At 62.6% G+C, this 25464-nt stretch carries 30 protein-coding genes; 10 read left to right on the forward strand and 20 right to left on the reverse strand.

What is annotated here, in order from left to right; translation table 11 throughout:
- Window positions 1-4: 4 nt before the first annotated feature.
- The 5 genes from B0G71_RS36435 to B0G71_RS36455 all read right to left on the reverse strand — a co-directional run bounded on the left by B0G71_RS36435 (window position 5) and on the right by B0G71_RS36455 (window position 4391).
- Window positions 5-415 (reverse strand): 5-carboxymethyl-2-hydroxymuconate Delta-isomerase, encoded by a 411-nt coding sequence (locus B0G71_RS36435; protein ID WP_116148053.1) that lies wholly within the window; start codon window positions 413-415, stop codon window positions 5-7.
- Between the two features lie 21 nt (window positions 416-436).
- Window positions 437-1300 carry a 3,4-dihydroxyphenylacetate 2,3-dioxygenase gene (hpaD, locus tag B0G71_RS36440; RefSeq protein WP_116148055.1) on the reverse strand — a complete coding sequence of 288 codons (864 nt, stop codon included), beginning with the start codon at window positions 1298-1300 and terminating at the stop codon, window positions 437-439.
- A gap of 71 nt (window positions 1301-1371) precedes the next feature.
- Window positions 1372-2829, reverse strand: coding sequence for a 5-carboxymethyl-2-hydroxymuconate semialdehyde dehydrogenase (gene hpaE, locus B0G71_RS36445; protein WP_116148056.1), 1458 nt, complete (start codon window positions 2827-2829; stop codon window positions 1372-1374).
- Between the two features lie 33 nt (window positions 2830-2862).
- Complete coding sequence (locus tag B0G71_RS36450) at window positions 2863-3621, reverse strand: fumarylacetoacetate hydrolase family protein (protein WP_116148058.1); 759 nt, start codon at window positions 3619-3621, stop codon at window positions 2863-2865.
- Window positions 3618-4391, reverse strand: coding sequence for a fumarylacetoacetate hydrolase family protein (locus B0G71_RS36455; protein WP_116148060.1), 774 nt, complete (start codon window positions 4389-4391; stop codon window positions 3618-3620). Before B0G71_RS36455 ends, B0G71_RS36450 begins: the two co-directional genes overlap by 4 nt.
- Window positions 4392-4571: 180 nt before the next feature.
- On the opposite strand from B0G71_RS36455, the gene hpaR reads away from it, so the two are divergent.
- A complete protein-coding gene (gene hpaR / locus B0G71_RS36460; protein WP_116121883.1) occupies window positions 4572-4979 on the forward strand; it encodes a homoprotocatechuate degradation operon regulator HpaR in 408 nt (135 codons plus the stop codon).
- 69 nt (window positions 4980-5048) lie between these two features.
- Here hpaR and B0G71_RS41600 read toward each other — a convergent pair whose 3' ends face one another.
- The 4 genes from B0G71_RS41600 to B0G71_RS36475 all read right to left on the reverse strand — a co-directional run bounded on the left by B0G71_RS41600 (window position 5049) and on the right by B0G71_RS36475 (window position 8089).
- Window positions 5049-5198, reverse strand: coding sequence for a hypothetical protein (locus B0G71_RS41600; protein WP_181916888.1), 150 nt, complete (start codon window positions 5196-5198; stop codon window positions 5049-5051).
- Window positions 5199-5216: 18 nt separating this feature from the next.
- Window positions 5217-6356, reverse strand: a complete 1140-nt coding sequence (locus B0G71_RS36465) for a DSD1 family PLP-dependent enzyme (RefSeq protein WP_116149197.1) — start codon at window positions 6354-6356, stop codon at window positions 5217-5219.
- Window positions 6357-6375: 19 nt separating this feature from the next.
- Window positions 6376-7047: an HAD family hydrolase gene (locus B0G71_RS36470; protein WP_116148061.1), complete on the reverse strand. Its 672-nt coding sequence runs from the start codon at window positions 7045-7047 to the stop codon at window positions 6376-6378.
- A 136-nt stretch (window positions 7048-7183) separates the two neighbouring features.
- Window positions 7184-8089 carry a LysR family transcriptional regulator gene (locus B0G71_RS36475; protein ID WP_116148063.1) on the reverse strand — a complete coding sequence of 302 codons (906 nt, stop codon included), beginning with the start codon at window positions 8087-8089 and terminating at the stop codon, window positions 7184-7186.
- 193 nt (window positions 8090-8282) lie between these two features.
- Here B0G71_RS36475 and B0G71_RS36480 point away from each other — a divergent pair, with 193 nt between their 5' ends.
- Complete coding sequence (locus B0G71_RS36480) at window positions 8283-9371, forward strand: hypothetical protein (RefSeq protein WP_116148065.1); 1089 nt, start codon at window positions 8283-8285, stop codon at window positions 9369-9371.
- A 60-nt stretch (window positions 9372-9431) separates the two neighbouring features.
- On the opposite strand, the gene aroQ is transcribed toward B0G71_RS36480, so the two are convergent.
- The 3 genes from aroQ to B0G71_RS36495 are packed head-to-tail and all read right to left on the reverse strand — an operon-like array spanning window position 9432 to window position 12423.
- Entirely contained in the window at window positions 9432-9872 is a 441-nt protein-coding gene (gene aroQ / locus B0G71_RS36485) for a type II 3-dehydroquinate dehydratase (RefSeq protein ID WP_116148066.1), read from the reverse strand.
- A gap of 43 nt (window positions 9873-9915) precedes the next feature.
- Window positions 9916-10983, reverse strand: coding sequence for a Gfo/Idh/MocA family protein (locus tag B0G71_RS36490; protein ID WP_116148068.1), 1068 nt, complete (start codon window positions 10981-10983; stop codon window positions 9916-9918).
- 33 nt (window positions 10984-11016) lie between these two features.
- On the reverse strand, window positions 11017-12423 hold the full coding sequence (locus B0G71_RS36495; protein ID WP_116148070.1) for an MFS transporter: 1407 nt from the start codon (window positions 12421-12423) through the stop codon (window positions 11017-11019).
- Between the two features lie 275 nt (window positions 12424-12698).
- Between B0G71_RS36495 and B0G71_RS36500 the strand changes: the two genes are divergently transcribed.
- Together B0G71_RS36500 and B0G71_RS36505 are read left to right on the forward strand one after the other, a co-directional pair.
- A complete protein-coding gene (locus tag B0G71_RS36500; RefSeq protein WP_116148072.1) occupies window positions 12699-13655 on the forward strand; it encodes a LysR family transcriptional regulator in 957 nt (318 codons plus the stop codon).
- Between the two features lie 260 nt (window positions 13656-13915).
- Entirely contained in the window at window positions 13916-15439 is a 1524-nt protein-coding gene (locus B0G71_RS36505; RefSeq protein ID WP_116148074.1) for a CoA-acylating methylmalonate-semialdehyde dehydrogenase, read from the forward strand.
- Window positions 15440-15529: 90 nt separating this feature from the next.
- Here B0G71_RS36505 and B0G71_RS36510 read toward each other — a convergent pair whose 3' ends face one another.
- The 3 genes from B0G71_RS36510 to B0G71_RS36520 form a co-directional block, all read right to left on the reverse strand.
- Window positions 15530-16870, reverse strand: coding sequence for an MFS transporter (locus B0G71_RS36510; protein WP_116148075.1), 1341 nt, complete (start codon window positions 16868-16870; stop codon window positions 15530-15532).
- A 64-nt stretch (window positions 16871-16934) separates the two neighbouring features.
- Window positions 16935-17498 carry an isochorismatase family protein gene (locus tag B0G71_RS36515; protein ID WP_116148077.1) on the reverse strand — a complete coding sequence of 188 codons (564 nt, stop codon included), beginning with the start codon at window positions 17496-17498 and terminating at the stop codon, window positions 16935-16937.
- A 16-nt stretch (window positions 17499-17514) separates the two neighbouring features.
- A complete protein-coding gene (locus tag B0G71_RS36520; RefSeq protein ID WP_116148078.1) occupies window positions 17515-17967 on the reverse strand; it encodes a MarR family winged helix-turn-helix transcriptional regulator in 453 nt (150 codons plus the stop codon).
- A gap of 155 nt (window positions 17968-18122) precedes the next feature.
- On the opposite strand from B0G71_RS36520, the gene B0G71_RS36525 reads away from it, so the two are divergent.
- Genes B0G71_RS36525 through B0G71_RS36535 form a run of 3 tightly spaced genes read left to right on the forward strand, consistent with a single transcriptional unit; the run spans window position 18123 to window position 19422 of the window.
- The gene (locus tag B0G71_RS36525; protein ID WP_116148080.1) at window positions 18123-18584 is read left to right on the forward strand and encodes a VOC family protein; all 462 of its coding nucleotides are present in this window, start codon (window positions 18123-18125) and stop codon (window positions 18582-18584) included.
- A 5-nt stretch (window positions 18585-18589) separates the two neighbouring features.
- The gene (locus B0G71_RS36530; RefSeq protein WP_116148081.1) at window positions 18590-18928 is read left to right on the forward strand and encodes a helix-turn-helix transcriptional regulator; all 339 of its coding nucleotides are present in this window, start codon (window positions 18590-18592) and stop codon (window positions 18926-18928) included.
- Window positions 18925-19422 (forward strand): SRPBCC family protein, encoded by a 498-nt coding sequence (locus B0G71_RS36535; RefSeq protein ID WP_116148083.1) that lies wholly within the window; start codon window positions 18925-18927, stop codon window positions 19420-19422. Before B0G71_RS36530 ends, B0G71_RS36535 begins: the two co-directional genes overlap by 4 nt.
- A 31-nt stretch (window positions 19423-19453) precedes the next feature.
- On the opposite strand, the gene B0G71_RS36540 is transcribed toward B0G71_RS36535, so the two are convergent.
- Both B0G71_RS36540 and B0G71_RS36545 read right to left on the reverse strand, forming a co-directional pair.
- Window positions 19454-20065, reverse strand: coding sequence for a LysE family translocator (locus tag B0G71_RS36540; protein WP_116149200.1), 612 nt, complete (start codon window positions 20063-20065; stop codon window positions 19454-19456).
- Between the two features lie 17 nt (window positions 20066-20082).
- Entirely contained in the window at window positions 20083-20730 is a 648-nt protein-coding gene (locus tag B0G71_RS36545; protein WP_116121868.1) for a VTT domain-containing protein, read from the reverse strand.
- A gap of 147 nt (window positions 20731-20877) precedes the next feature.
- Here B0G71_RS36545 and B0G71_RS36550 point away from each other — a divergent pair, with 147 nt between their 5' ends.
- A complete protein-coding gene (locus B0G71_RS36550; RefSeq protein ID WP_116148084.1) occupies window positions 20878-21405 on the forward strand; it encodes a GNAT family N-acetyltransferase in 528 nt (175 codons plus the stop codon).
- Window positions 21406-21594: 189 nt separating this feature from the next.
- On the opposite strand, the gene B0G71_RS36555 is transcribed toward B0G71_RS36550, so the two are convergent.
- The 3 genes from B0G71_RS36555 to B0G71_RS36565 form a co-directional block, all read right to left on the reverse strand.
- Window positions 21595-22656 carry an alkene reductase gene (locus B0G71_RS36555; protein ID WP_116148086.1) on the reverse strand — a complete coding sequence of 354 codons (1062 nt, stop codon included), beginning with the start codon at window positions 22654-22656 and terminating at the stop codon, window positions 21595-21597.
- 86 nt (window positions 22657-22742) lie between these two features.
- On the reverse strand, window positions 22743-23045 hold the full coding sequence (locus tag B0G71_RS36560) for a helix-turn-helix transcriptional regulator (RefSeq protein WP_106284670.1): 303 nt from the start codon (window positions 23043-23045) through the stop codon (window positions 22743-22745).
- Window positions 23046-23748: 703 nt separating this feature from the next.
- Window positions 23749-24609 carry an MBL fold metallo-hydrolase gene (locus tag B0G71_RS36565; protein WP_116148088.1) on the reverse strand — a complete coding sequence of 287 codons (861 nt, stop codon included), beginning with the start codon at window positions 24607-24609 and terminating at the stop codon, window positions 23749-23751.
- Window positions 24610-24697: 88 nt separating this feature from the next.
- On the opposite strand from B0G71_RS36565, the gene B0G71_RS36570 reads away from it, so the two are divergent.
- On the forward strand, window positions 24698-25033 hold the full coding sequence (locus B0G71_RS36570; protein WP_116148090.1) for a helix-turn-helix transcriptional regulator: 336 nt from the start codon (window positions 24698-24700) through the stop codon (window positions 25031-25033).
- Window positions 25030-25464, forward strand: a complete 435-nt coding sequence (locus tag B0G71_RS36575; RefSeq protein ID WP_116148092.1) for a YeeE/YedE family protein — start codon at window positions 25030-25032, stop codon at window positions 25462-25464. Before B0G71_RS36570 ends, B0G71_RS36575 begins: the two co-directional genes overlap by 4 nt.

Here is a 25464-nt window from a genome sequence, read left to right on the forward strand (position 1 = left end):
TCTCTCAGTGCCGCTGTTCAGCCTTCAGGCGTGCGTGCAGGTTGTTATGTTTCCACGTACCGGCTTCGCTGAATTCATTGATTTCCAGCGACAACGCGAGGCCGTGTCGTTCGAATTCCGTGGCGAAGTGCTGCTTGATCAACGCGAATAGCGCGTCGCCGGTGGCCTTTTTTGCCGCTTCGGAGCGGCCCGCGCCGATCTTCAGGTTCGCGTGCAGGAACGCGGCGTCGGCGCGGCCGTCGGCGATGCAGTACTGTTCGCAGCGCAACGCGCGCACGCGGATTCCGCCCAACGGATAAATGCGCTGTTCGTTCTCGCGTTGCGCGTCGAGGCACTGCGCGAGGGCCCGGCAAAGTTGGCCGATGCTTTCTTCAGCGGCGAGATTGGCGCTGTATTCGAGAGTCAAATGCGGCACGGTGAACTCCTTGACGGGTATTCAGGCGGGTAGCGGCGTAACCGGGAAGATCGCGTTGATCTGGCCAGTGCCCGAACTGCCGAAATACGGCGTGACAACTTCCACCTTGCCGTCGTAACGGTCCCAGCCAAGCGCGCCGAGCAGCATCGCGGTGTCGTGCATGCCGCCTTCGCCCCAGCATTTTTCGTTATAGAGCGGCAGCATTTCGCAGAAGGTTTTCCAATCGCCGGCTTCCCACAACTCGACCACCTTGCGGTCCATCTGTTCGAGAAACGGACTCCACACCTTGTGCATGAACTGCTCGGCCGTGCCGTTGTTGGCGAAGTGGTGGCTGAGCGAGCCGCTCGCCAGAATCGCCACGGTGCCGTCATAACGCTCCTCGATGGCCTTGCGCACCGCGAGGCCGAAGCGCGCGCTGTTGTCGAGGTCGTGCCACATGCACCAGCCCGCTACCGAGACGGTCCTGAAATGCTGATCGCCATTCATATAACGCATCGGCACCAGCGTGCCGTATTCGAGTTCGAGCGTGGTCTCGCTGTGCGCGCGGCTTTTCACGCCCATCTCGTTGGCGACTTCCGCGATCAGATTGCCGAGTTCGACATTGCCCGGATACGCGTACGGCATGTTCTTGATGAAGTGCGGCAGTTCATTGCTCGTATAGACGCCTTCGAACTTCGGCGCGCAATTGATGTGGTATTCGCTGTTCACGAGCCAATGCACGTCGAATACGACGATCGTATCGACGCCGAGTTCACGGCAGCGCCGGCCGATTTCATGATGGCCGTCGATCGCCGGCTGACGGCAGCCTTTATGCGGACCGTCGAGTTCGGACAGATATAACGACGGGACGTGCGTCACTTTTGCTGCCAGCGCGAGTTTGCCCATCGCGGTCTCCTGTTCGGTGTGGCTGCTCCGCGCGGGGCACCAGGCCTTGGCGCACGAAGCGTATTAATGGCTCAAGCGCCCCAGCGCGGAATGTGATGCGAGCCCAGCGAGACGCAAACATTCTTCGGTTCGAGAAACACTTCATAGCTCCACGTGCCGCCTTCGCGGCCCACGCCCGACGCCTTGGTGCCGCCGAACGGCTGGCGCAGATCGCGCACGTTCTGGCTGTTGACGAAGCACATGCCGGCTTCGACGGCGGCGGCGACGCGCAATGCGCGACCCGTGTTCTCGGTCCAGATATAACTCGACAGGCCGTAGGAGATGTCGTTGGCGAGTTTGATCGCGTCGGCTTCGTCGTCGAACGGAATCAGGCAGGCGACCGGGCCGAAAATCTCTTCCTGCGCGATGCGCATGCGATTGTCGACATCGACGAACACGGTGGGCTGCACGAAGTTGCCTTTGCGCATGGCCTCGGGCAACTCAGGCATGTCGAGGCCGCCGCACGCGAGCGTCGCGCTTTCTTTCGAGCCGAGTTCGATATAGCTGCGCACCTTCGCCAGATGGCCCTGACTGATCATGGGGCCGACAATGGTGCTGTCGGACAGCGGATCGCCCACCGTCAAACGCTTCGCACGCTCGATGAAACGCTCGGCAAAGCGCGCGTAAATTGCTCGTTGCACGAGGATGCGCGAGCCCGCCGTGCAGCGTTCGCCGTTGTTCGAGAAGATCATGAAGACGGCGGCGTCGAGCGCGCGTTCGAAATCGGCGTCGTCGAAAATCACGAATGGCGACTTGCCGCCGAGTTCCATCGAAAACTTCTTCAGCCCCGCGGTTTGCACGATGCGGTTGCCGGTCGCCGTCGAGCCCGTGAACGACACGGCATGCACGTCCGGATGCGCGACCAGCGGCTCGCCGGTGTCCTTGCCGAAGCCGTGCACCACGTTCAGCACGCCGGCGGGAATACCGGCTTCGAGCGCGAGCTTGCCAAGCATGGAGGCCGTGAGCGGGGAGAGTTCGCTCATCTTCAATACCGCGGTATTGCCGAACGCGAGACAGGGAGCGACTTTCCATGTGGCCGTCATGAACGGCACGTTCCATGGCGAGATTAGCGCGCATACGCCGACCGGATGGAACAGCGTGTAGTTCAGATGCGTGTCGGTCGGGTACGTATGGCCGTCAACACGCGTGCACATCTCGGCGAAATAGCTGAAGTTGTCGGCGGCACGCGGCACGAGTTGCTTGCGCGTTTGCGAGATTGTCTGGCCGGTGTCTTTCGTTTCGGTCTCGGAGATTTCCGGCACGTGCTTCGCGATCAGTTCGCCGAGCTTGCGCACCAGTTTCGCGCGTTCCGCGGCGGGCTTGGCGGCCCATGCGGGAAACGCGTCTTTGGCGGCGCGCACGGCGGCGTCGACTTCTTCCGCGCCGCCTCGCGCGACTTCGGCGAGTACCTCTTGCGTGGCCGGATTGACCGTTTCAAAGTAGTCTTTCGCCGCGCTCGCTTTACCGTTGATCAGATGCTCGATTCGCATTGCTGTGTCCTTTTCTGTTTCTCTCGCTGTCGCTCAGGCGCGGTTGAAGTCCGCGTCGCATGCAATCGTGTTGACGAGACGGCCCAGGCCGTCGATTTCGCAGACCACTTCGTCGCCCGCATTGACGTTGACGATGCCTTCGGGCGTGCCGGTCAGGATCACGTCGCCGGGCGCGAGGGTCATGAAGCTGCTCAGGTATTCGATCAGCGCCGGAATGCCGGTGACGAGATCGCGCGTGTTGCCGTGTTGCTGCCGCGTGCCGTTCACGAAGGTGCGCAATTCGAGTTGCGTCACGTCTTCGATGTCGGCAGCGTCGACGAACCATGGGCCCAGCACCGTGCCGCCGTCGCGATTCTTGACCCGCAGGTTGGGGCGGTAATAGTTTTCCAGGTAGTCGCGGATCGCGTAGTCGTTCGCAATCATGTAACCCGCCACATGCTGCATGGCGTTGTCGCGCTTCACGTTCTTCGCGGTTTGCCCGATCACCACCGCCAGTTCGCACTCGTAGTGCATGAAGGCGACGTCGGCGGGGCGGCGCGTCACGCCGCGATGGCCGACCACCGTGCCCGGCCCCTTGAGAAACACGAGCGGCTCTTCCTGATTGTTGAACTGCAATTCCTTCGCATGCTCGGCATAGTTCAGGCCGAGCGCGAAGATCGTGCCGACTTCGATCGGCGCGAGCCATACCACTTCATCTTCGCGACGCACGCGGCCATCGGCGAGACGCACGCCGTTGGCGTCGGGATAGGCTTCGTGAATCGCGCCTGCATATGCAACGCGGCCGCGCATCATGGCTGTTCCCCTTCGTGTTCTTCGGGACCGACTAACGACACCGTGAGCGGCGGCATGGCGCCGATCGACAGCGTGGCGGTGTCGCCGATATGCGCGACAGGCGAACCGTGCGGCACGCCGAGCGTGATGACGTCGCCCGCGTTGAGCGTCATGAAATCGGTGACGTCCGCAAGCAATTGCGCGACGTTGCGTACCGACGACGCGGTGCTCGCCGTGAATGCGTCCCGTGACCCGAGCTGAACCCGGATCGCCAGATTATCCGGCGTCGCAACATGATGCGATGCAACCACGGCGGGTCCGACGACGCAGAAGCCGTCGCGCGCCCGGAATCGCACCGACGGCCGGTACACGCTCGCATGCGGCACGCTGAGATCGGCGACCAGCGTGTAGCCGGCGATATAGTCGAACGCCTGGGCCACGCTGACCCGTGTTGCAGTGCGGCCGATCACGACGCCGAGCGACGCGCCGACTTCCACCCCCAACGCGTCGTCCGGCACGACCACTCGCGCGCGATGTCCGGCGAGCGTATTGCGCGGCTTCAGATAAAGCACCGGCGCTTGCGGCGGCGCTTTATACGGCGCGGCGTGCACCGCGTCGCCCAGCGCGGCGAGCGCGGCGCAGTCGTTCAGCAAGGTTCCATAGACAGCGCCGCGAACCGGCGCGCGGCAGGCCGTGCCACGAGCGAGCAGCGCGGCCGCGGCGCGCGCATCCACGTCGCGCGGCAGCGCCTCGCCTTCGGGATGCAGCAGATGATCGGCAAGTGCAAACATAAATTAGCTGTCTCTCGGCAAAAACACTAACATGTTAGTAGTATTGCGCTTGATATCATCCATGGTCAATAGCCTGTCGGCTGATCGCGGGTTTTCCCTTAAGCTTCGACGGCTGCTTTTAAATCATCTTCCAACATGTCCGCTTCCGCCTCGACCCGAGTTTTGCACCGCAACCTGCCCATGCTGTTGCTGCGCGCCAGAGAAAAAATGATGGAGCGGTTTCGTCCGCTGATTACCGCGCATGGGTTGACCGAACAGCAGTGGCGCGTGATTCGCGCGCTCAATGAGCACGGCCCGATGGAACCACGTCACATCTCCGATATCTGCACGATTTCGAGCCCGAGCATGGCCGGCGTGCTCGCGCGCATGGAGAGCATGGAACTGGTGACCAAGGAGCGGTTCGCCGAAGACCAGCGGCGCGTGTTGGTGTCGCTGACGGACACCAGCGCGGAATTGGTGCGCGTGATTTCGAAGGATCTCGAAGCGCATTACCGCGCGTTGGAGCGCAAGGTGGGGCCGGAGATCGTCGAGCGCGTGTATCGCGCGGTGGACGATCTGCTGGCGGGGCTGGAGGAAGAGGAGGAGTGAGGTGGCGGCTCAGCGGCTCAGCGGCTCAGCGGCGCGAGTCGGGTGTCGCGGTGTTCGCTGCGGTGTCGTTCATACCTCGCTCCTTGTACGCGAAAAGCAACGCGGATAGTCGAGCACGGTGGTGGGCGAAATCGTCATGCTATATGCGACTGCCTTGTGCGAGAGGCCCTCGCCGTAGAGCTTGATCGCACCCTCGGCGCTGCGCAACAGAGGTGTCATGCGCTGGCGCCTCCTGCTTCACCAGCCCTGAAAGCGCCGCCACTCCACGCTGTCGCCGTCCGGCGCCACCGCGTGATACTCGGGAAACTGCGCGCCGGTAGCGCACGCGTGATTCGGCAGAATGCGCAGTTTCATCCCGATCGGGAAGCGCTGCGTGACATCGTCGTGGGCCTGCGCGCTGTCCGCTGTCGGCGAGAGGATGCCGTGCTCCTGATTGGCGCCGCTGACCACGTAGCCGGGCAGCGGCGTGCCGTTCAGCAAGCACGGCTGGCCGTACGCGAAATCGTGCGACTGCTTCGACGTGCCGCGATCCCGGCTCATCGCCATCCAGCCCGCGTCGAGAATCGCCCAGCCCTTGTCCGCCTGATGACCGATCACGGTGGCGAGCACGCTGAGCGCGATGTCGTCGAGCGCGCACACGCCGACGTTGTGCATGACGAGGTCGAGCAGCACGTACACCCCGGCGCGCACTTCCGTGACGCCCTCCAACTGCGTGGCAGCGAGGGCCGTTGGCGTCGAACCGACGCTGACGGCCGGGCAAGCAATGCCGGCTTCGCGCAGCCGCTGCGCGGCGCGCACGCAGCCGGCGCGTTCCTGCTCAGCGAGCGCGGCGAGTGCTTCGGGCGTATCGAGCTCGTAGCTCGAACCGGCATGGGTCATCACGCCACCCACCTTGACACCGTTGTCGTGCAGAATCCGGCCGACTTCGAGCAGCGTGTCCTGTTCCGGCGTAATGCCTGAGCGGTGCCCGTCCGTATCCACTTCGATCCACACCTCGAAGGTTTCGCCGTGCTGATCGCCGAATGCGGCAATGGCCGAGGCGGCCGTCGGATTGTCGACCACGAGCCTCAGATTGCAGCCCTGGCGGCGCAGCGCGAGCGCTCTTGGCAGCTTCGACGGGGCCATGCTGACGGCGTAAAGAATGTCGTCGACACCGGCGGCGAAGAACGCCTCGGCTTCCTTCAATGTGGACACCGTGATGCCGCGCGCGCCGGCAGCGATCTGCGCGCGGACCACGTCGATGCATTTGGTGGTCTTCACGTGCGGACGAAACGCGACGCCGAGCGTGTTCATACGCCCTTGCATTCGCGCGATGTTCCTTTGCATCCGTGCGATGTCGATCAACGCGGCGGGGGTTTCAATCTGGTCGAGTTTCATGCTTTCACCGGAAATGGGGTTATGCGTGGTCATGCTGGCTAGTGCCGAAGCGAGCGAGCCACGGAACGAGCGAGTCCAGCGTCGCCGACTGGATCTCGGGCGGCTGCGCGCCGGCTACGAGCGGCAGGCCGACGCGGTTGTGCCAATACGTCCGCATGCCGATGGCGGCGGTGCCGAACATGTCGTAGCTGGAGCCGGCCACGAACGCCGCTTCGTGAGCTTGCACGCCGAGTTTGTCGAGCGCGAGGCGGTAGGGCAGCGGGTCCGGTTTGTACACGCCGGCCTCTTCGGCCGTGACGATCGCATCCCAGCGGACCGGCAAAAGGTGCGCCGCCTGTGTGCCGAGGCGCGTGGAGCAGTTGGTGACGACCGCCAGCTTGCAATGCGGTGCGAGCGTTTGCAGTGCGTCGAGGGCGCCGCTCCACGGCGTGAGCATCGGCCAGTCCGCTTCGAGCGCCAGCGCAGCGGATTCGGGCAGGCCGACTTGGGTGGCGGCTTCGCGCACCAGTTGCTCGTACGCAATGTATGAGCCGCAGCCGTAGGTCAGCCGCAGATACGCGGCGCGCCATGTCCGGCCCGCCTGCTCGGAACCGGCCGCGCGATTCCATGAGGTCCACGAATCGAGCAGGGCGGTCAGCAGATCGAACAGGACGGCTTTGGGATAGGCGGCAGGCACGGAGGCAAGAGTCATGATCGATTTGACCAGCAGCGGACGGTGAACTGATTATAAAGTTTCACCGGCGGCGCGACGTTCAGATTAGCTAACTCATAGATTCAGCCAAATTGAATGATTCGTTTTGCGACTGCGCACGAGCGGGTTTCAACATTCATCGCCGCCAGGGCGGCTGCGGCCTGAACCTGCTTTGCAGATACTGCATGAAATGGCGAGTGCGTGCCGGCAGGCCCGCGCGTTGATGCGTAAGCGCCATGACGTCGGCATCCGGCGCTTTCCAGCCGGGCAGCAGACGGACCAGCTTGCCCTTCGCGATATCTTCGGCCACGTCCCATTCGGAGCGCAGGATCACGCCGCGTCCTTCGCATGCCCATTGGCGAATCACGTCACCGTCGTTGCAACTCAAATGAGCCGACACCCTCGCGCTGCGGCGCGTGCGGCCTTTGCTGAACTGCCACAGCGAGACATCTTCGTTATTCTCGCGCAGCACGATGCAGGGCAGTTTGCTCAATTCATCCGGAGATTCCGGCGTGCCGATTCGCTTGATCAGCGCGGGCGCCGCGCAGACGAAGCGCGCATTCGGCGCAATCGTGTAGCCGATCAGATTCGACACCGGCAGCTCGCCGATGTGCACGACGATATCGAAGCGATCCATCGTCTCGGTCAGCGGCTTGTCGGAAAGCGTGAGCGCGACGTCGACATCCGGATTCCGTTGCTGGAAATCGGCAATCGCGGGTGCGAGATGCCGCCGTCCGAACCCCAGCGGCGCGTTGATCTTCAGCGTGCCGACGAGTCCGCCGCGGCGCATCTGCAGATCTTCGAACAGCGCGTCGAACTGCTGGACAAGGTCGGCGCCGCGTTCGCACAGCAGCGTGCCTTCGTCCGTGAACTGCAGGCGGCGTGCCGTGCGGTTCACCAGTTGCGCGCCCAGTTTCTTTTCCAGTTGCTGAAGACGCTGCGTGACCGCCGAGGGCGACAGCCCCAGCTTGCGCGCCGCGGCGACCAGGCTGCCGCTTTCGCGCAGCGTCAACAGGAAGCGGATATCGGCCGAATCGTTCATATGAGCGGCGTTTTGGTTCGAAAGACTGGCAGCTTAAAGTGTTTGCACTGGCGTTTCCAGTTCGGGTTGACACGCGCGCCGGCGAACGCGGTGCCGCTTGCAAGGTAAAGTGATGCTTCTGTCACGCAGGCGGCGGCGCGAGCCGCTAAAGTAGACGCTTGCGCCGATTACCTTTCATTGAAGAGAAGTCCACATGCCGTTGTCCTATGGGTCGCCGCATGACCCGTCAAACGATGCCGCGCGGTACAGCGCCTTGAAACAGGCTGTATTTCTGCATACAGGCTGGCGTAGTGCGGGAACGTGGGTCTGGTCGCGATTGCGTGAACTCGACACCGTGATCGCCTTTTATGAACCGCTCAGCAACGTGCTCGCGGATCTGAGTCTGGCCGATGTGTCCGCGTCGCGCCCCACGCTGACGTCGGGACACCCGCCGCTCGACGCGCCGTATTTCGACGAATATCGCCCGTTTTTGCGCGACGGCGCTCGCGGTGTGGACGGTTACCGCCGGGGGTTCAGCCTCGATCGCTTCGCTAGCGCACCGGACGCGGAATTTCCCGCATTGCAGGCCTATTTACGCAATCTTTGCGAGCGCACCACGGAACAAGGCGGCGTGCCGGTCTTCAAGTTTTGCCGCTCGTCCGGCCGATTGCCGTGGCTCAAACAGGCTTTTCCGCAGGCCATGCATGTGGGTGTGCTGCGAAATCCCGCGTCGCAGTTCGCTTCGGGGTGGCTGCTTGGCCGGCAATGGAGCAATCCGTTTTTCGTGGCCGCGCCGTTTCGAGTGCTTGGGCTGAATCAGACAGACCCGCTAGTCAGGCAGGCCATCGAGATTTGCGGCGTGAGCTTGCCGCCCGCCGCACCCGCTTCGGATGACGCTTATGCAATGGCCTGCGAGCAGTATGCGCGCACGGCCGAAGGCAATAACGCGTATCGGGCGTTCGTTGCGTTGTGGATTCTGTGTGCGTTGCGCATGGCGGGCGGCGTCGATCTGCTGATCGACATGGACCGGCTCGGAACATCGCCTGACTATGCGGCGGGATTGCGCGCGGCGTTCGAAGCGCAGAGCGGCTTATCGCCCGACTTCGGCAGCGCACGCGATCTGGTGGATGAGACGCGGCGCGGTGCGGTGCGCGTGAGCGGCATCGACGGAAGGGCGATGCGTGCCGTGCATTCCGCCGCGCTCAAATTCCTCAAGGCACAGGGTGGCGCGGATGCCGGCTTTGTCGAAGTGATCCGCGAAAAGATGGTGCTGGCCAACGAACTGACCGACGCATGGCGCTGATGGAGCATTCGCCGCGTACGGTGAACCACCCCGAACGCGGCGACGCCAAAGCCCCGTTGTTTAAGTGGCCGCCGCCGATACAGCCGCCCGCAACCCCAGCAAATAACTGTCCACACCAAAGCCGCAAATCTGCCCTTTGACGACTTCCGCGAACACGGACACGTGCCGGAATGCTTCGCGCGCGTGGATGTTCGACATGTGGACCTCCACCACCGGTACCGTCAGGATCGCCAGCGCATCGCGAATGCCGTAGCTGTAATGCGTCCACGCGCCGGCGTTGATCATGACGCCGTGCGCATTGTCCGTGAAAGCCTGGTGGATGCGTTCGCACATGGCGGCTTCGCTGTTGGTCTGAAAGCTCTCGACCTGAACGCCTAGTTCCTTGCCCAATGCCTGCAGACTGCTGTCGATTTCGGCCAGCGTCACGGTGCCGTATTGCGCGGGATCGCGCTTGCCGAACATATTGTGGTTGATGCCGTGAAGCATCACGAAGGTTTTCATGGGATGTCCCTGGAGCAATGGATTCAGTAAAGGCCGGGCGACATCAGTGCGCCGCCGCGAGCGCGGACCTCGTGTCGACCGCGCAACCGGTATTGGCCGCTTCGACGATCGCCTCGGTAATGCGCAGATTTTGCAGGCCGTCGCGGGCGCTCACGAGCGGTTTGACTTCCTTGCGGATCACGCGCACGAAATGTTCGAGCTGAAGCTTGAGCGGATCGTCGCGAGTCATCTCGGCGACGCCGACCTGAAATGGCTTCCACCACGAACGATCCTCGGCTTTTCCATAGGTTTTCAGGCGCATGGTGGGCACGGCGAGCGAGCCGAAGGTGCCCGCAATGACGTAACAGTCTTCATCCGGATACGTCGGATATGCCTTGTTTTCCTGCGACGTCTGTTCCCAGCTACGCGCGCTTGCGGCCGTGTCCGACAGCATGAAGCTGCCGAGCGCGCCGCTCGCGAAGCGCAGGTTGATCGCCACGGTGTCTTCGACCGGAAAACCGCGCGTGGCATGCGACGAAAACGCCTGCACGGCCACGATATCACCGCACAGCATGCGCAGGTTGTGCACCTCGTGAATCATATTCAGCAGGATCGGACCGCCGCCCGGCTCGCGCCGCCAGGGGGCGTCGGCGTAGTACTCATCCGGTTTGAAGAATACCGCGCTGCCCATCACCGCGACCAGTTTGCCGAGCCGGCCTTCGTCGATCAGTTGCTTCGCACGGGCCATGATCGGACTGTGCGCGCGATGATGCCCGATCAGCAACGGCACGCCGCGGCGTCCGACTTCGCCGACCAGCGTTTCGGCCTCATCGACCGTGGGCGCAATCGGTTTCTCGAGCAGCGTGGGCACGCCGGCCGCGAGACAGGTCAGCGCGTGCTCCACATGCAACTGGTTCGGCGTGGCCAGGATCACGCCGTCCGGGCGATCGCGTTCGAGCAGTTCTTCGAGCGTCCGGTAAAGCGGCACGCCGGCCTGGACGGCGAGCGCCTGTGCCGTCGGCGACGGGTCGACGATCGCCGACAGCGTGCACGTGCCGCTCTGCTGCGCGACAGCCATGTGAGCGCGGCCGATATAGCCCGCGCCGGCCACGGCGATCCGGATGGTGGTCATGGATCGATTCCTTTGAAGTTCGATCGAAATGGCTTACGCGAGGGCTTTTTTGGTTTCTGCCATGCTCTCGGCCCGCATCCGGTCGTAGCTGGCCTTATCGATCGGCACCGCATTGGGTTCGCCCAGATCGCTCAACTTGACGCGGTAGTTCTCGCGTGCGGTCCATGCGGTCACCGCGGCAACGATGGTGATGGCGAACGTGATCGTGCCGATGATGAGCGGCACATTGGTCGATCCGGGCGGCGCGACATAGGCGAACAGCGCGGGCAGCAGGGCGGTGATCGTCGTGCCGATGTTCTGGCCGATGGCCATGGCGGAAACGCGTGAGCGGGTCGGGAACAGTTCCGGATAGAAGCTCGGGAAGATCGCGTTATAGCCTTGATAGATGATGCCCCACATGAGGATCGACATCACGATGGCGAGCGGCACGTTGCGGATGCTGATCGCGTACAGGTAACCGAACGACAGCAGACCCGCGCCGAGCGCGCCGACGACGATGGGCAGGCGCCGGCCGATCCGGTCGGACAGATTGCCCACATAGGGAATGACCAGCACGGCGACGATGTTGCCGATCACCGGAATCCACAAGTAGACGCTCTTGGAAAAGCCGATGCCGTACGACGCCTGCACCGCATAGGCCGCGCCGAAGATGGTGGCGACGACCGGAATCACGTTCATCAGCGAGCAGAGAATCACACGCACCATGTCGGGCCAGTTGTAGCGGAAGGCGTCGACAATCGGCGACCTGGGTACGTTGCCGCTCGCGTCTTCCTTGGTGAAGGCGGGCGTTTCATGGACTTCGCGGCGAATGATGTAGCCGGCAATCAGCACCACCGCACTCAGCAGAAACGGGATGCGCCAGCCCCACGAATTGAACGAGCTCTCGTCCATGAAGTAGGCGAGCGGCAGGAACACCGCGGCGGCGAGAATCTGGCCCGCCTGCACGCCTTGCAGCGTAAAACTGGCGTAGTAACCGCGCCGCCCGAATGGTGCGTGTTCGAGAATCATCGAACTCGCGCCCGAGATTTCACCGGCCACGGCGAAACCCTGAATCAGGCGCAGCACCACCAGCAGGGTGGGCGCAAGCAGTCCGACGCTGTGATAGGTAGGCAGAAAGGCGACTGCCATCGTCGAGAAGCCCATCAGGAACATGCAGACGAGCAATACGTTCTTGCGGCCGTGAGTGTCCCCCCAGTGGCCGAGCACCACCGCGCCGATCGGCCGCGCGACGTAACCGACGCCGTAAGTGGCGAGCGAAGCCACGATGGCGATCTTCGGATTGCCCGAGGGAAAGAACAATTGCGGAAAGATCAGGGCCGCCGCCTGGGCGTAGATAAAGAAGTCGTAGTACTCGAGTGCCGAGCCGATCCAGCCGCTGGCGGTTGCTTTGCGAGCCTGCGAGCGGCGCTCGTGGCCGCCCGCCGAGGTAGTCGTTTCCATGTCGTCTCCATAACAGAAATGTTTTTTGATCAGCTTCTACGGCTGATTCATTGGCGTACTGAAAGCAAAACTATGCAAGCCAGGATTTACCTGGACCCGACCGCGCGATCTGCTTTCCGGGCACCTGGAATGTTGCTGTGCAGCGAAGCGGTCTTTCGAATACAGGGTTAACGAGTACCTGGTTGTACCGAGCAATTCATCCCGCCAGCGTCGCTTGCCCGGTGGGCTCGTTAAGGCTAGGGTAATGTGCTTCTGCACGGACACAATGCGGCCAGATGGAAAATCAGAATGCGCTCACAGCCAGCAATGAGTCTTTCCTGCGCGATCTGCAGTTGTTCTGCAACATCGCGCGCCGGGGCAGCTTCGTGGCGGCATCGACGGAAATGGGTTTGTCGCCTTCACATGTCAGCAAGCGTATCGCCATGCTGGAGGCGAGTCTTGGCGTGAAGCTCTTTCAGCGCACCACGCGCCGGGTCAGCGTGACGAGCGACGGTGAGGCCGCTTTGCAGTGGGCGCAAAAAATACTCGACGACGTGCAAGGCATGGCCGATGCGTTCGCCGACCGCCGCACCGAACTGCGCGGCTTGCTGCGCATCAGCACCAGCCTGCGGCTCGGCCGCAAACACGTGTCGCCGATTCTGGCCTTGCTGCGTCAGCGTCATCCGAATCTAGAGATCTGGCTGGAATTGCTGGACCGGCGCGCCGATCTGGTCGGCGAGAACTTCGATATCGACGTTCGCGTGGGCGAAGTGCATGAACCGCACCTGATCGCGCACAAGATGGTGGAGAGCGCGCGGATACTCTGCGCGTCGCCGGAGTATCTGGAACGGCGCGGCGTGCCCCTCGAACTGGCCGAACTGGCCCAGCACGACTGCCTGCTGTTTCGCGGACGCGACGACCGCTTCGGCGTCTGGCGTCTGAGCGGCCCCGACGGCGAAAAGAGCGTGAAGGTGACGGGCACCGTCGCGTCCAATCTCAGCGATATCGTCGTGCAGTGGGCGAGAGACGGCTACGGCGTGGTGATGGTGTCGATCTGGGACGTGGCCGAAAGCCTGCGCGCCGGCGAACTCGTGCGCGTGCTGCCTGATTACATGCAGTCCGCGGATGTGTGGGCGGTGACGGCGGAGCGGCTGTCGTCGTCGGCGAAGATCCAGGTGTGCATCGAATTTCTCCGGGAACAGTTGACGAGCGGCCCGTATGCGCTGGTGACGCGCGGCGTGGGCGGGTTTTGACCGAGCCACGCAGCGACGTGCGCTGACGCCTGAACGGGGTTCGCGTCCCAATACAGTTGCCACACAAAAAACAATACAGTGAGGCGCGGTTTTAATTGGCTGTATCGGGAGTATGACCGGCGCCGTCGATACAGTTGGCGGGTCTCATGGAGCCTGCCGACGAGCGGATTACCGCTCTGGAGCGAGGCGACGTAGCCTGATTTTTTGCCTATGGCCCGGTGCCGACGCGCCGCGGTTTATCCCGAACACGAGGTAAGGACATGAATGCAGTGAACGAACAAGCGAAGCTGTCGGTGCAGCAGCTGGGCCACTACATTGGCGGCGCGCCGGCGGCGCCGACCAGCGGCCGCTTCAAGGACGTGTTCAATCCCGCCACCGGCAAGGTGAGCGCCTCGGTCGCGCTGGCGTCGGTCGAGGAAGTCGATGCGGCGGTGCAGGCCGCCAAGGCCGCCTTTCCCGCCTGGAGCGAAACGGCACCGATCAAGCGCGCCCGCATTCTGTTCAAGTTCAAGGAGTTGCTGAACCAGCATCACGACGAACTGGCGATGCTGATTACGCGCGAACACGGCAAGGTGTTCACGGACGCGCAAGGCGAAGTAGTGCGCGGCATCGAAGTGGTCGAGTTCGCCTGTGGCATTCCGAACCTCCTGAAGACGGATTTCACCGACCAGATCGGCGGCGGCATCGACAACTGGAATCTGCGGCAGGCGCTGGGCGTCGTCGCGGGTATCACGCCGTTCAACTTCCCGGTGATGGTGCCGATGTGGATGTTCCCGGTTGCGCTCGCCTGCGGCAATACGTTCGTGCTGAAGCCGTCGGAACGTGACCCGTCGGCGGCGCTGCGTCTCGCCGAATTGCTGAAGGAAGCCGGTCTCCCGGACGGCGTGTTCAACGTGGTCAACGGCGACAAGGTGGCCGTGGATGCGCTGATCGATCACCCGGACGTCGCGGCGCTCTCGTTCGTAGGCTCGACGCCGATCGCCGAATACATTCACACGGAAGCGTCGAAGCGCGGCAAGCGCGTGCAGGCGCTCGGCGGCGCGAAGAATCATCTGGTGGTGATGCCCGACGCCGATCTGGATCAGGCTGTCGATGCATTGATCGGCGCGGCCTATGGTTCGGCCGGCGAGCGTTGCATGGCGATTTCGGTTGCGGTGGCGGTCGGCAACGTGGCCGACAAGCTGATCGAAAAGCTGGTGCCGCGCGTCAAGTCGCTGGTGATCAAGAACGGCGAACATCTCGACGCTGAAATGGGCCCGTTGGTTACCGCTGAACATAAGGCCAAGGTGACCGGTTATATCGCGTCGGGCGAGGCGGAAGGCGCGAAGCTGATCGTCGACGGCCGCGCGCATCCGGTGGCGAGCGAAGAAGGCTTCTTTGTCGGCGGCACGCTGTTCGACCATGTCGGCACGGACATGAAGATCTACAAGGAAGAGATTTTCGGCCCGGTGCTGGCAGTGGTGCGGGTGCCCGATTTCGCGAGCGCCGTGGATCTGATCAACGCGCACGAATTTGGCAACGGCGTGTCGCTGTTCACCTCGGACGGCGGCGTGGCGCGTGCGTTTGGCCGGCAGATTCAGGTGGGCATGGTCGGCATCAATGTGCCGATTCCGGTGCCGATGGCATGGCATTCGTTCGGCGGCTGGAAGCGTTCGCTGTTCGGCGACCATCACGCTTACGGCGAAGAGGGTGTGCGCTTCTATACGCGCTACAAGAGCATCATGCAGCGCTGGCCGGATAGCATCGCCAAGGGTGCTGAATTTACGATGCCGGTGGCGAAGTAAATCGTTCGACAGGATCGTAGCAATGATAAAAAGCCGCGCCTGACAAAAGTCAGGCGCGGCTTTTTCGCATCTGCGCGCGGCAGCGGCCTCTTAAACGCCCGCAGACGAATCTTCTTCCGCTTCGCTCAACACAGCGTTTTGCACTGCGGCAGCCGGGCTGACATAGGCGGGCGCCTGCCGCGGATCGTCGACGCTGTAGCGCAGACGTCCCGCTTCGATATACACGCGCAACTGGCGGTACTTCACGAAATAAAGCAAGCCGACGAGCGCCGCCGCGAATCCCGCAGCCGCGCCTACACCGAGCGCCCAGCGCGGGCCGAAACGGTCCGCGACCCAGCCGACGACCGGCGCGCCGAGCGGCGTACCGCCCATTAAAATAGCCAGCAGAATCGCGATCACGCGGCCGCGCATGGCAGGCTCGGTGGTGACCTGTACGAGACTGTTGGTGGACGTCGAGAAGGTCTGCGTCGAAACACCGATCGCGATGAGCATCAGGCCGAATGACAGGGTGCTCGGCATCAGCGAAGCTAGCGTACAGCCCACCCCGAACATGGCCGCCGCGCTGAGCAGCAGCACCATGCGCGGTTTCGCGCGGCGTGCGGCGAGCAGCGCGCCGGTCACGGAGCCGATCGCCATGGTCGAACTCAACACGCCGTATTCGCTGGCGCCCGCATGAAACGCCGTGACCGACATCGTCGAAATGAAGATCGGGAAGTTCAGGCCGAACGTGCCGATCAGGAACAGCATCAACAGCGCGGTCACCAGATCGGGACGCTTCCAGACATACTTGAAGCCTTCCACGAAACTGCCGCGCGAGCGCGCCGCGTGCGGTCTCAGATGCAGTTCGTTCAGCCGCAGCATGCGCAGCGACCCGAGCACGGCGACGAAAGACAGCGCGTTGATGAGAAACACCCAGCCGGTGCCGACCGATGCGATCAGCAATCCGGCAACCGCGGGCCCGACCATGCGCGCCATGTTGAACGAAGTGGAGTTCAGTCCGACAGCGTTCGACAGATCCTTTTCGCCGACCAGATCGGACACGAAGGTCTGCCGCACCGGCGAGTCGAACGCGGTGACGCAGCCGAGCAGCCCCGCGAACACATAGACGTGCCACAACTGCACGAGCCCGGTGACGGTGAGAATGCCGAGGCCCAGTGCGCAAGCACCCATGGCCGCCTGGGTGGCGAACAGCAGCTTGCGGCGGTCGAAGTGATCGGCTGCATAACCGGTGAGCGGCAACAGCAGCAATTGCGGCCCGAACTGCAGCGACATGACGATCCCCACCGAGGTCGCATTGTGCTGGGTGAGTTCCGTGAGGACCAGCCAGTCCTGCGCCGTGCGCTGCATCCACGTGCCGATGTTGGAGACGATCGCGCCGCTCGCCCAGACCCGGTAATTGAAATTGCGCAGCGAACGGAAAGTGCCTGTCACCGGACTGTTTCCCCGTGCGAGGTTAGCCCGGCGCGCGGGCTTCGATAGATGGTCGAACCTGACATCATGCGCGCGAGCGCTCGAGCAACGCGAGCAGTTCCTGTGTCGTGCCGGTCTCGCCGATACGCGGGAAGATGCGCGTGATGCTGTTGGTGTGAGCGTCCGCATGGAGATCGGTCATGGCGTCGACGACCAGCGTGACGTTGAAGCCGAGTTCGTTGGCGTAGCGCGCGGTGGATTCGACCCCGATGCTGGTTGCCACGCCCACCAGCACCACTTGCGTGACGCCTTGCTCGCGCAGATAGGCTTCGAGATCGGTGTTCGTGAATGCGCCCCAGGTGCGCTTGGTGACCCGATGATCCGACGGCTGCGCGTTGATCTCGGGCACGAGGTCCGCGAAGCCGGCGGGGAAGTCGCCGGATGGGCGCGCCTGTTCCGCGCGGCCCGGCGCACCGCCGGTCACGTTGACGAGCACCACGGGCAGGCCGTGGCGGCGAAACGCGTCGGCGACGGCAGCCGAGCGCTTGACGACTTCGCCGGTGGGATGCGCGGTGGGCAGCGCAACAATGCCCTGCTGCAAATCGATGACGATCAGTGCGGTTTTTGCGTCGAGCGTGGTGAATGCCATGAGGGGCTCCTGAAAGTTACGAGTCGATGAGGCGTTTGAGTAAGTCCACGCCGGTTGCGAGTTGTCGTTGCTCGGCCGCCGAGAAGCGCGTCTGGATGGTGCGGAACAACCAGTCTTCGCGCGCCGCGCGGCTTGCCTTGATTTTCTTGCGAAAGGCGGGTGTGAGGGAGAGGACCGTCTGCCGTCCGTCATTGGGATCGGGCGCGCCGCTGACCAGTCCGGCAGCCTTCAGAACCGAAAGCGTCTCGCCCATGGACTGCGGACGCATGCCGTGAGCACGCGCGAGCGCGGTGACCGTTGCCGGACCTTCGCGCTCCAGCAAACCGAGGACCTGCACCTGTGAAGGGGTGAAATCGCCCAGATGCGATTCCTCACGCAAACGGCGGCGCAATTTGCCGACCAGCACGCGTAGGTCTTCCGCCATGGCGTGCAGGGCGTCGGTGTCGGGCGGTAGGTCGCTCTTGCTCATGCTTATGCCATGACGAATGTGAAGGTTACCTGCTAAGGTTACCTTCGTATATGGTTGAGGTCAAGGCGAGGGAGGTATTCAAGTCGTCCTTGCTTTGCCCGTTTGTTTAACTATAGTGTTAAATATCAACCATGACGTTTATAAAAGGAGGCATCATGAGCGAGCCGCTTCATCGTCCTTCGTTGGGATCCGCGGTGTACTACAAGGACCCCTTTGCCGCGCTCGACTGGCTCGAGCGGGCGTTCGGCTTCGAGCGCCAGTTGGTCGTCATGGACAACGACGGCCAGTTGGGCCATTCGGAAATGCGTTTCGGCGACAGCTACGTGATGATCTGCCGTGAATGGTCGGAAAACGCGGCCAGTCCGGCATCGATTGGCGGCAAGAACACGCAGTCGGTGCACGTGCAATTGCGTGACGGCATCGACGAACATTGCGCCCGCGCGCGCGCCGCGGGCGCGGTAGTCACGCGCGAGCCGGAAGATCAGTTTTACGGCGACCGCGTCTACGCGGTCCGCGATCCGGAGGGGCACGTGTGGAGCTTCGGCCAGACGGTTCGCACCGTGTCGCGTGAGGAAGCCGAGCGCGTCAGCGGCCTGAAGATCGAAGGATGGGTGTAACACACATGGCCCTGCCTGCCGCCGCCTCGCTCGACCGCACATTGGCCGCGCTAGCCGATCCGAACCGGCGTCAGGTGGTCGATCTGCTCAGCCGGCAGCCGATGCGCGCCGGCGAACTCGCGCAAGCCACCGGCCTGTCGCCTCAAGCCATGAGCCGGCACTTGCGCGTGCTGCGCTCGAGCCAACTGATCGAGGAATCGCATGACGGTGTCGACGCGCGTGTGCGGCTTTACGTGTTGCGTTCGACGCCGATGAGCGAACTGAAGGCGTGGCTCGAACAGACCGAGGCCATGTGGACTGGACAGTTGCTGTCGTTCAAGGCGCATCTGGAGGCCGAGAGATGAGTTCGCGCGTGCAGGTGTCGTTGCGCGTGGCTGCCTCGCCGCAACGTGCGTTCGATGTTTTTACGCGCGAGATTGGCGCATGGTGGCGGCCCAATCAGCTGTTTCAGTTCACGCCGCAAAGCGCCGGCGTGTTGTCGTTCGAAGCGGCTGAGCCAGCGGGCGAGCAACGCCGCCTGGTTGAGACGCAGGCGGACGGCAGCGTCTTCGAGATCGGTCGCGTCACGGTTTGGGAGCCGGGCGAGCGTCTCGCCTTCGGCTGGCGTCAGGCCAGCTTCAGCGACGCGCAGCACACGCATGTCGAGGTGCGTTTCGAATCGGTGGGCGACGAGACGCGGGTGACCGTCGAACATCGTGGCTGGGATAGCGTGCCTCAGGACCATGTGGCGCGTCACCATTTCCCCGATCGCGTGTTTCTGCTGCGGCACGGCGAATGGTGGCAGGTGTTGCTGGCATCGTTGCGAAGCGCGGTGCAGGCGTCCGGATCGACGGGGTGAGGAGCGCGAAGACGTCCCGGCGAGGAAAGTTTCAGCGCGTGGCGATTGCCGCCGCGACGCCCGCCATCATCGTTGCGCTCGCGCGGTTGGCGATCTTCACGGCGCGCCGGGTGGTGAGCAGCTTGCGCGCACGCGAGGCAAGCAGCGCCCAGCCGAAGTCGACAGTCATCAGCACGATCAGCATGGTGAGCGTGAGTTCGAACCACGCGACGGTGCCGATGCGCGACACGTCGACCATGGTCGGCAACAGCGCGAGGTAAAACATCATGATCTTCGGATTGCCGAGCGTGACGAACAGGCCCGCCATGAACATACGCCACGGCGACTGGCCGCTCGGCAAGTCGCTGCCTTGCACGTCGGCCGGCGCGCGCCACATTTTCCAGGCGAGAAACAGCAGATACGCCACGCCGATGAATTTGAGCACCACGAACACCATGCCGAAACTGCGCGCGATCACTGCCAGGCCCGCGACCGCGCAGGTGAGCCAAAGCGCCTCGCCGATCCACATGGCGGCGAGAAAGGGCAACACGTCGCGAAAGCCGTTAGTCAGCACGCGTGCGACCAGCGCGGCGACACTCGGTCCCGGCGTGCCGGCCGCGACGATCAGCGCGAGCGCGAAAACGAGCAACGCAGAGAGCGTCATGACGATCTCCACGACCTTCAGTGCGCGCGCAGGCGCCGGTTGACGAAACGCCACACGGCGCTCATGAGCAGTGAGCCGACACCGAGCGCGACGCCCAACAGTACGATCGAACTCATGTGATCGCGCACCAGCGGCACGTTGCCGAACAGATAGCCGGCCGCCACCAGCGACACGATCCACAACGCCGCGCCCGCGGTGACGAACGACACGAAACGCGCGAACGTCATGCGCGAAACGCCTGCGACGAACGGTGCGAAGGTGCGCACCACGGCGATGAACGGCGACAGCAGGAAGGTCAGTCCGCCGCGCGCTTCGTAAAACGCGTGCGCCTTGCGCAGCGCGTTCTTGTCGAGCCAGCGATAGTCGGCGGTATAGACTTTTTCGCCGATCGCCCGCCCGATCGCGTAGTCGACGATGCTGCCGGCCACCGTTGCGGCGAACAGCACGGGAATCACGAGCCAGACATTCAGCGCGCCGGTGGCCGCGAGTCCGCCGCATATGAAAATCAGCGGATCTCCGGGCAGGAAGAACAGCGGCAAGAAACCGATCTCGACGAATACGACGAGAAACAGCATTGCGTAGACGGCGGTGCCGTATTGCACGATCAGGCCGCTCAGGTGTTGGTCGAAGTGCAGGGCGACCTGCAGCACATGCATCAGATCCATTTTGGGTCGGAGGGGAATTTGGATCTTCAGGAGTTTAGTCCCGCGGCGGCGCGCTGACTTGTCTATTTCTCGGAGGTGATGTCAATATCGGGGGGTGTGGTCGAGAATAACGCTCATAACCCTCAGCACGAAACTCCCAAAGCGCCCATGCAACACGCTGCCCGAATCACCTTCCGGCTTGCCGAACTGCGCGATGCCGATGCGATCCGCGCGATCGAATTCGAGGCGGGACAGCGCTTTCTCAGCGTCGATATGGCGGGTATCGCCGATGCGCCGCCGATGGATCTGGAAATCGTCGAGCGCAAGATCGCGGCGCGGGAAATCATCGTTGCCGTTGCTGCCGATGAAACGTGCGCCGGTTTCGTGATGTTCGAGCCGCAACCCACGCGCATCTACGTGCAGGAACTCGATGTGCTCACCTCGCACGCGGGGCAACGTATCGGTGCCGCACTGATCGAGCAGGTCGCGCACATTGCGCGCACGCGACGGCTCACGCAACTGATTCTGTCGACGTTTCGCGAGGTGCCGTGGAACGCGCCGTATTATCGCCGGCTCGGGTTTCGCGATATCGACGAGGCCGACCTCGACGCGGCGTTGATCGCGCGGCGCAATGCGCATATCGCGCGAGGACTGGACGAATCGAAACGGGTGTTCATGCGGCGTGATATTGCGTGACGTGGGACGCGTGGGCCCGGGTGTCGAGCCATAAAAAAACGCGGCGGGTATGACCGGAACATATCGTTCGAGTCTCACCCGCCGCGCGTTTTTCGACACACATGTCACGCATTGGCTGCTTTTCGATTCAGCAGCTTACCTTCGCCAACGCTCCGCCTGGCTTCGGCTTTTTTCAGCCTGTGGCAAGCCTTATTCCACGGTTTCCAGCGTGGGATAGTCGACGTAGCCGGTTTCACCGCGTGCGTAATACGTAGCCGGGTTCGGCTTGTTCAACGGCGCATTCGTCGCAAAGCGACGCACCAGATCCGGATTCGCGATGAACAGTTGACCCCACGCCACGGCGTCCGCTTCGCCCGCGTCGAGCACTTGCTGCGCGGTTTCCTTGGTGAACTTTTCGTTCGCGATGTACGGGCCGCCGAAGGCTTTCTTCAGTTGCGGGCCGAGACGGTCGTCGCCTAGGGCTTCACGTGCGGCGATGAACGCGATCTTGCGCTTGCCGAGTTCGCGAGCCACGTAGCCGAACGTGCCGGCCGGGTCGGAATCGCCCATCGCGTGCGCATCGCGGCGCGGTGCGAGGTGCACGCCGACGCGGTTCTCGCCCCACACGTCGATACATGCGTCGGTGATTTCGAGCAGCAGACGCGCGCGATTTTCGATCGGGCCGCCGTATGCGTCGGTACGCTGGTTGGTGCTGTCCTGCAGGAACTGGTCGAGCAGATAGCCGTTGGCGCCGTGTACTTCGACGCCGTCGAAACCGGCTGCCTTGGCGTTTTCCGCGCCTTTGCGGAAGGCTTCGACCACGCCGGCGATTTCATCGAGTTCGAGCGCGCGCGGCGTCACATAGGGACGCTCCGGGCGCACCAGGCTCACGTTGCCGCGTGCGGCGATCGCGCTCGGCGCGACCGGCAATTCGCCGTTCAGGAACAGCGGGTCCGAAATACGACCCACGTGCCACAACTGCAGAAACATCTTGCCGCCCGCGGCGTGCACGGCGCTCGTGACGAGTTTCCAGCCTTCGACCTGCTCCTGCGACCAGATGCCCGGCGTCTCGGCATAACCGACGCCTTGCGGCGTGACCGAGGTGGCTTCGCTGATGATCAGGCCGGCGCTCGCGCGTTCAGCGTAGTACTTCGCCATCAGCGCGTTCGGCACGCGGATTTCTTCCGCGCGCTGGCGCGTGAGCGGCGCCATGATGATGCGGTTCGACAGCGTGATGTCGCCAATTTGCAGCGGATCGAAAAGAGTCGGCATATGAGTTCACCTTTGGCCGAGGGCGCGCGGCCCGAGCCGGAAAAAGCTGCTTGATGAAAGAAGCGCGGCAATGCAAATCGCGGCGCCTACAGCTTGGTGTTGATGTGCTCGAGGAACGCCTGGATGGCGGCTTCGTTACGTTTGAAGAACACCCATTGACCCACCCGCTTCGACGTGACCAGCCCCGCGCGCTGCAAAGCCGCCAGGTGGGCCGACACGGTGGACTGCGACAAGCCGCACTGTCCCTCGATCTTGCCGGCGCACACGCCGTAATCGAGCGGCAGTTCCTGGTCGCCGAAATGCGCGTACGGCTCGCGCAGCCTGCTGAGAATCTCCCGGCGGACCGGGTTGGCAAGCGCTTTGTGAATCGCGTCGATGTCGAGCGTCATGGGTAAGTTTCGGGGTGGTCAACAACAACAGGCAGGCGAGGGCGCCGGTTAGCGCCGTTGCAGCTGCATCGCTACAACGCGAATCATATATCGTAATTTAACGATATGGTGGAAGTCACTACTGACAATGGGGGTGATAGGTTTCGGATGCCAGGTTAAAAGTGCGCACTCGGTATAGCAGACATGGCTTTGGCGGAATATTTCAATTCCCCTTCGATTTTTGCTGTCGTCGATTGGACCGAAGAAGTGGCTCTGAATTGCTTGGTGCGCCATTTTTGTCGGCAGAAAACCCGTCGTCGGCGAGCGGCGTTATAAGCGTGTCGGCCCGCACGATAATGGTTGCCGATTCGGGCGATCATAGAAAAGGTTGGCGTTTGAGTCAGGCTTGGCATATGTGCCGGTTGTTGACGTGCGCGGTCCAGCAGGGTTCGAAAGCGCGCGGGGCCTATCGGTTTTCCCGTTCACTAGTCGGTTACTGACAGTAGCTCTACGGCATGGGTGTTGCGCCGGACATTTACCGAACGGGAAACTCTTGATATCGAAGAGTCGGAATCGAGGGCGTGTTCGGCGAGCGCATCGATAACGATTCCTCATCCGCCGAATAAGTGTTTGTGGCGAGGAATTGCGACGTCGGGGCCAAACCACACGGCCATGTTCTCCTGAACGGTCAGAAAATTCGCGCTGTTCTGCGTAAATGCACGCTCTACAACGCGCCCAGCGGGATTTTCAGATAACGAGTGCCGTTGTCTTCAGGCTCAGGTAATAAGCCTGCACGAATGTTGACCTGGACAGCGGGAAGAATGAGCGTGGGCATATCAAGCGTCCGGTCACGTTCGGTGCGCATCGCAACGAACGCATCTTCCGAGTTGCCGTCATGCAGATGAATATTGCACTTGCGCTGTTCCGCCACAGTGGTTTGCCATTGTGGTTGACGCGACTGCGGCGGGTAGTCGTGACACATATAGAGCCGGGTTTCGTCAGGTAGCGACAGCAGTGTGCGTGCTGAGCGATAAAGCGCATGCGCATCGCCGCCCGGAAAATCGCACCGTGCGCTACCTACGTCCGGCATGAACATCGTGTCGCCGACAAAAACCGCATCTCCGATCTGGTACGCCACATCAGCCGGCGTATGTCCGGGCACGTGTATGGCGTGCGCACTCAGTTCGCCGATCCGGAACGTCTCGCCGGCAGTGAACAGATGATCGAACTGCTGGCCGTCGTCCAGCACGTGCGGCCCCAGGTTAAAGACGCGCTTGAATACGCCCTGCACTACGCGAATGCGCTCGCCGATGGCAACCCTTCCTCCCAGCCGGGCCTTCAAGTATTGCGCAGCCGAAAGATGATCCGCGTGGGCATGCGTTTCCAGCAGCCATTCAACACGTAGCCCGCGTACCTGCACAAATTTCACGATTTTGTCGGCCGATTGAGTCGAGGTACGACCGGCCTTCGGGTCGTAGTCGAGCACCGGATCGATCACGGCACACGCAGAGCCGTTGCCAGCGTGAACGACATAGGTAACGGTACAGGTAGTCCGATCAAAGAACGCTTCTACCAGTGGCTTCATCGGATGCTCCAGTCAATACATTGAAAAACAATATATATTTTTATATACTGAAGGTCAACCCGATTGTCAGGTGAAAGGACGCCGATCGATGAGCACACCGTTATCTCCTGCCGCGCTCGACGCGCTGCGCCAATCCGCGACGAAATGCTGCGCCCTTCTCAAAGCCATGGCGCAGGAGGATCGTCTGCTGCTGTTGTGCCAGCTGATCGAAGGCGAACATAACGTTGGAGAACTGGAAGCGGCTGTCGGTCTTCATCAACCGAGCCTTTCGCAGCATCTCGGCGTGCTGCGCGACGAAGGTCTTGTCAGTACGCGGCGCGAGGGAAAGTACATGTACTACAGTCTCGCGAGCGTCGAAGTCTTAAGCATCATGGAGACGTTGTCGAACCTCTATTGCGGCAAAGTCAAAGGACGCCTGAAATGAGTATCGACCTTGCCCACTTCACGCCGCTTCCCGCGCTCGCCGGCGGCTTGCTGATCGGTCTCGCGGTAACGCTGCTCGTGCTCGGAAACGGCCGTATCGCCGGGATCAGCGGGATTGTTGGCGGTCTGCTCGACAAGACATCCTGTGATCGTGGCTGGCGCGCTGCATTCGTGCTTGGGCTCTTCGCCGCGCCCTGGATATTCAAGCTTTTCACGGCGCTACCGGTCGTCGCGATTGCGTCATCGCCACCTGTGCTCGTTGTGGCCGGTCTGCTCGTTGGCATAGGCACCCGCTATGCGTCCGGTTGCACCAGTGGTCACGGCGTAAGCGGCCTTTCCCGCGGTTCCGTCCGCTCGCTTGCGGCCACCGCGACGTTCATGTCAATGGGCTTTTTGACCGTTTTCGTTATCCGTCATCTGCTGGGGCTTTGA

This window comes from Paraburkholderia sp. BL27I4N3, from assembly GCF_003386115.1.
GTDB lineage: Bacteria > Pseudomonadota > Gammaproteobacteria > Burkholderiales > Burkholderiaceae > Paraburkholderia.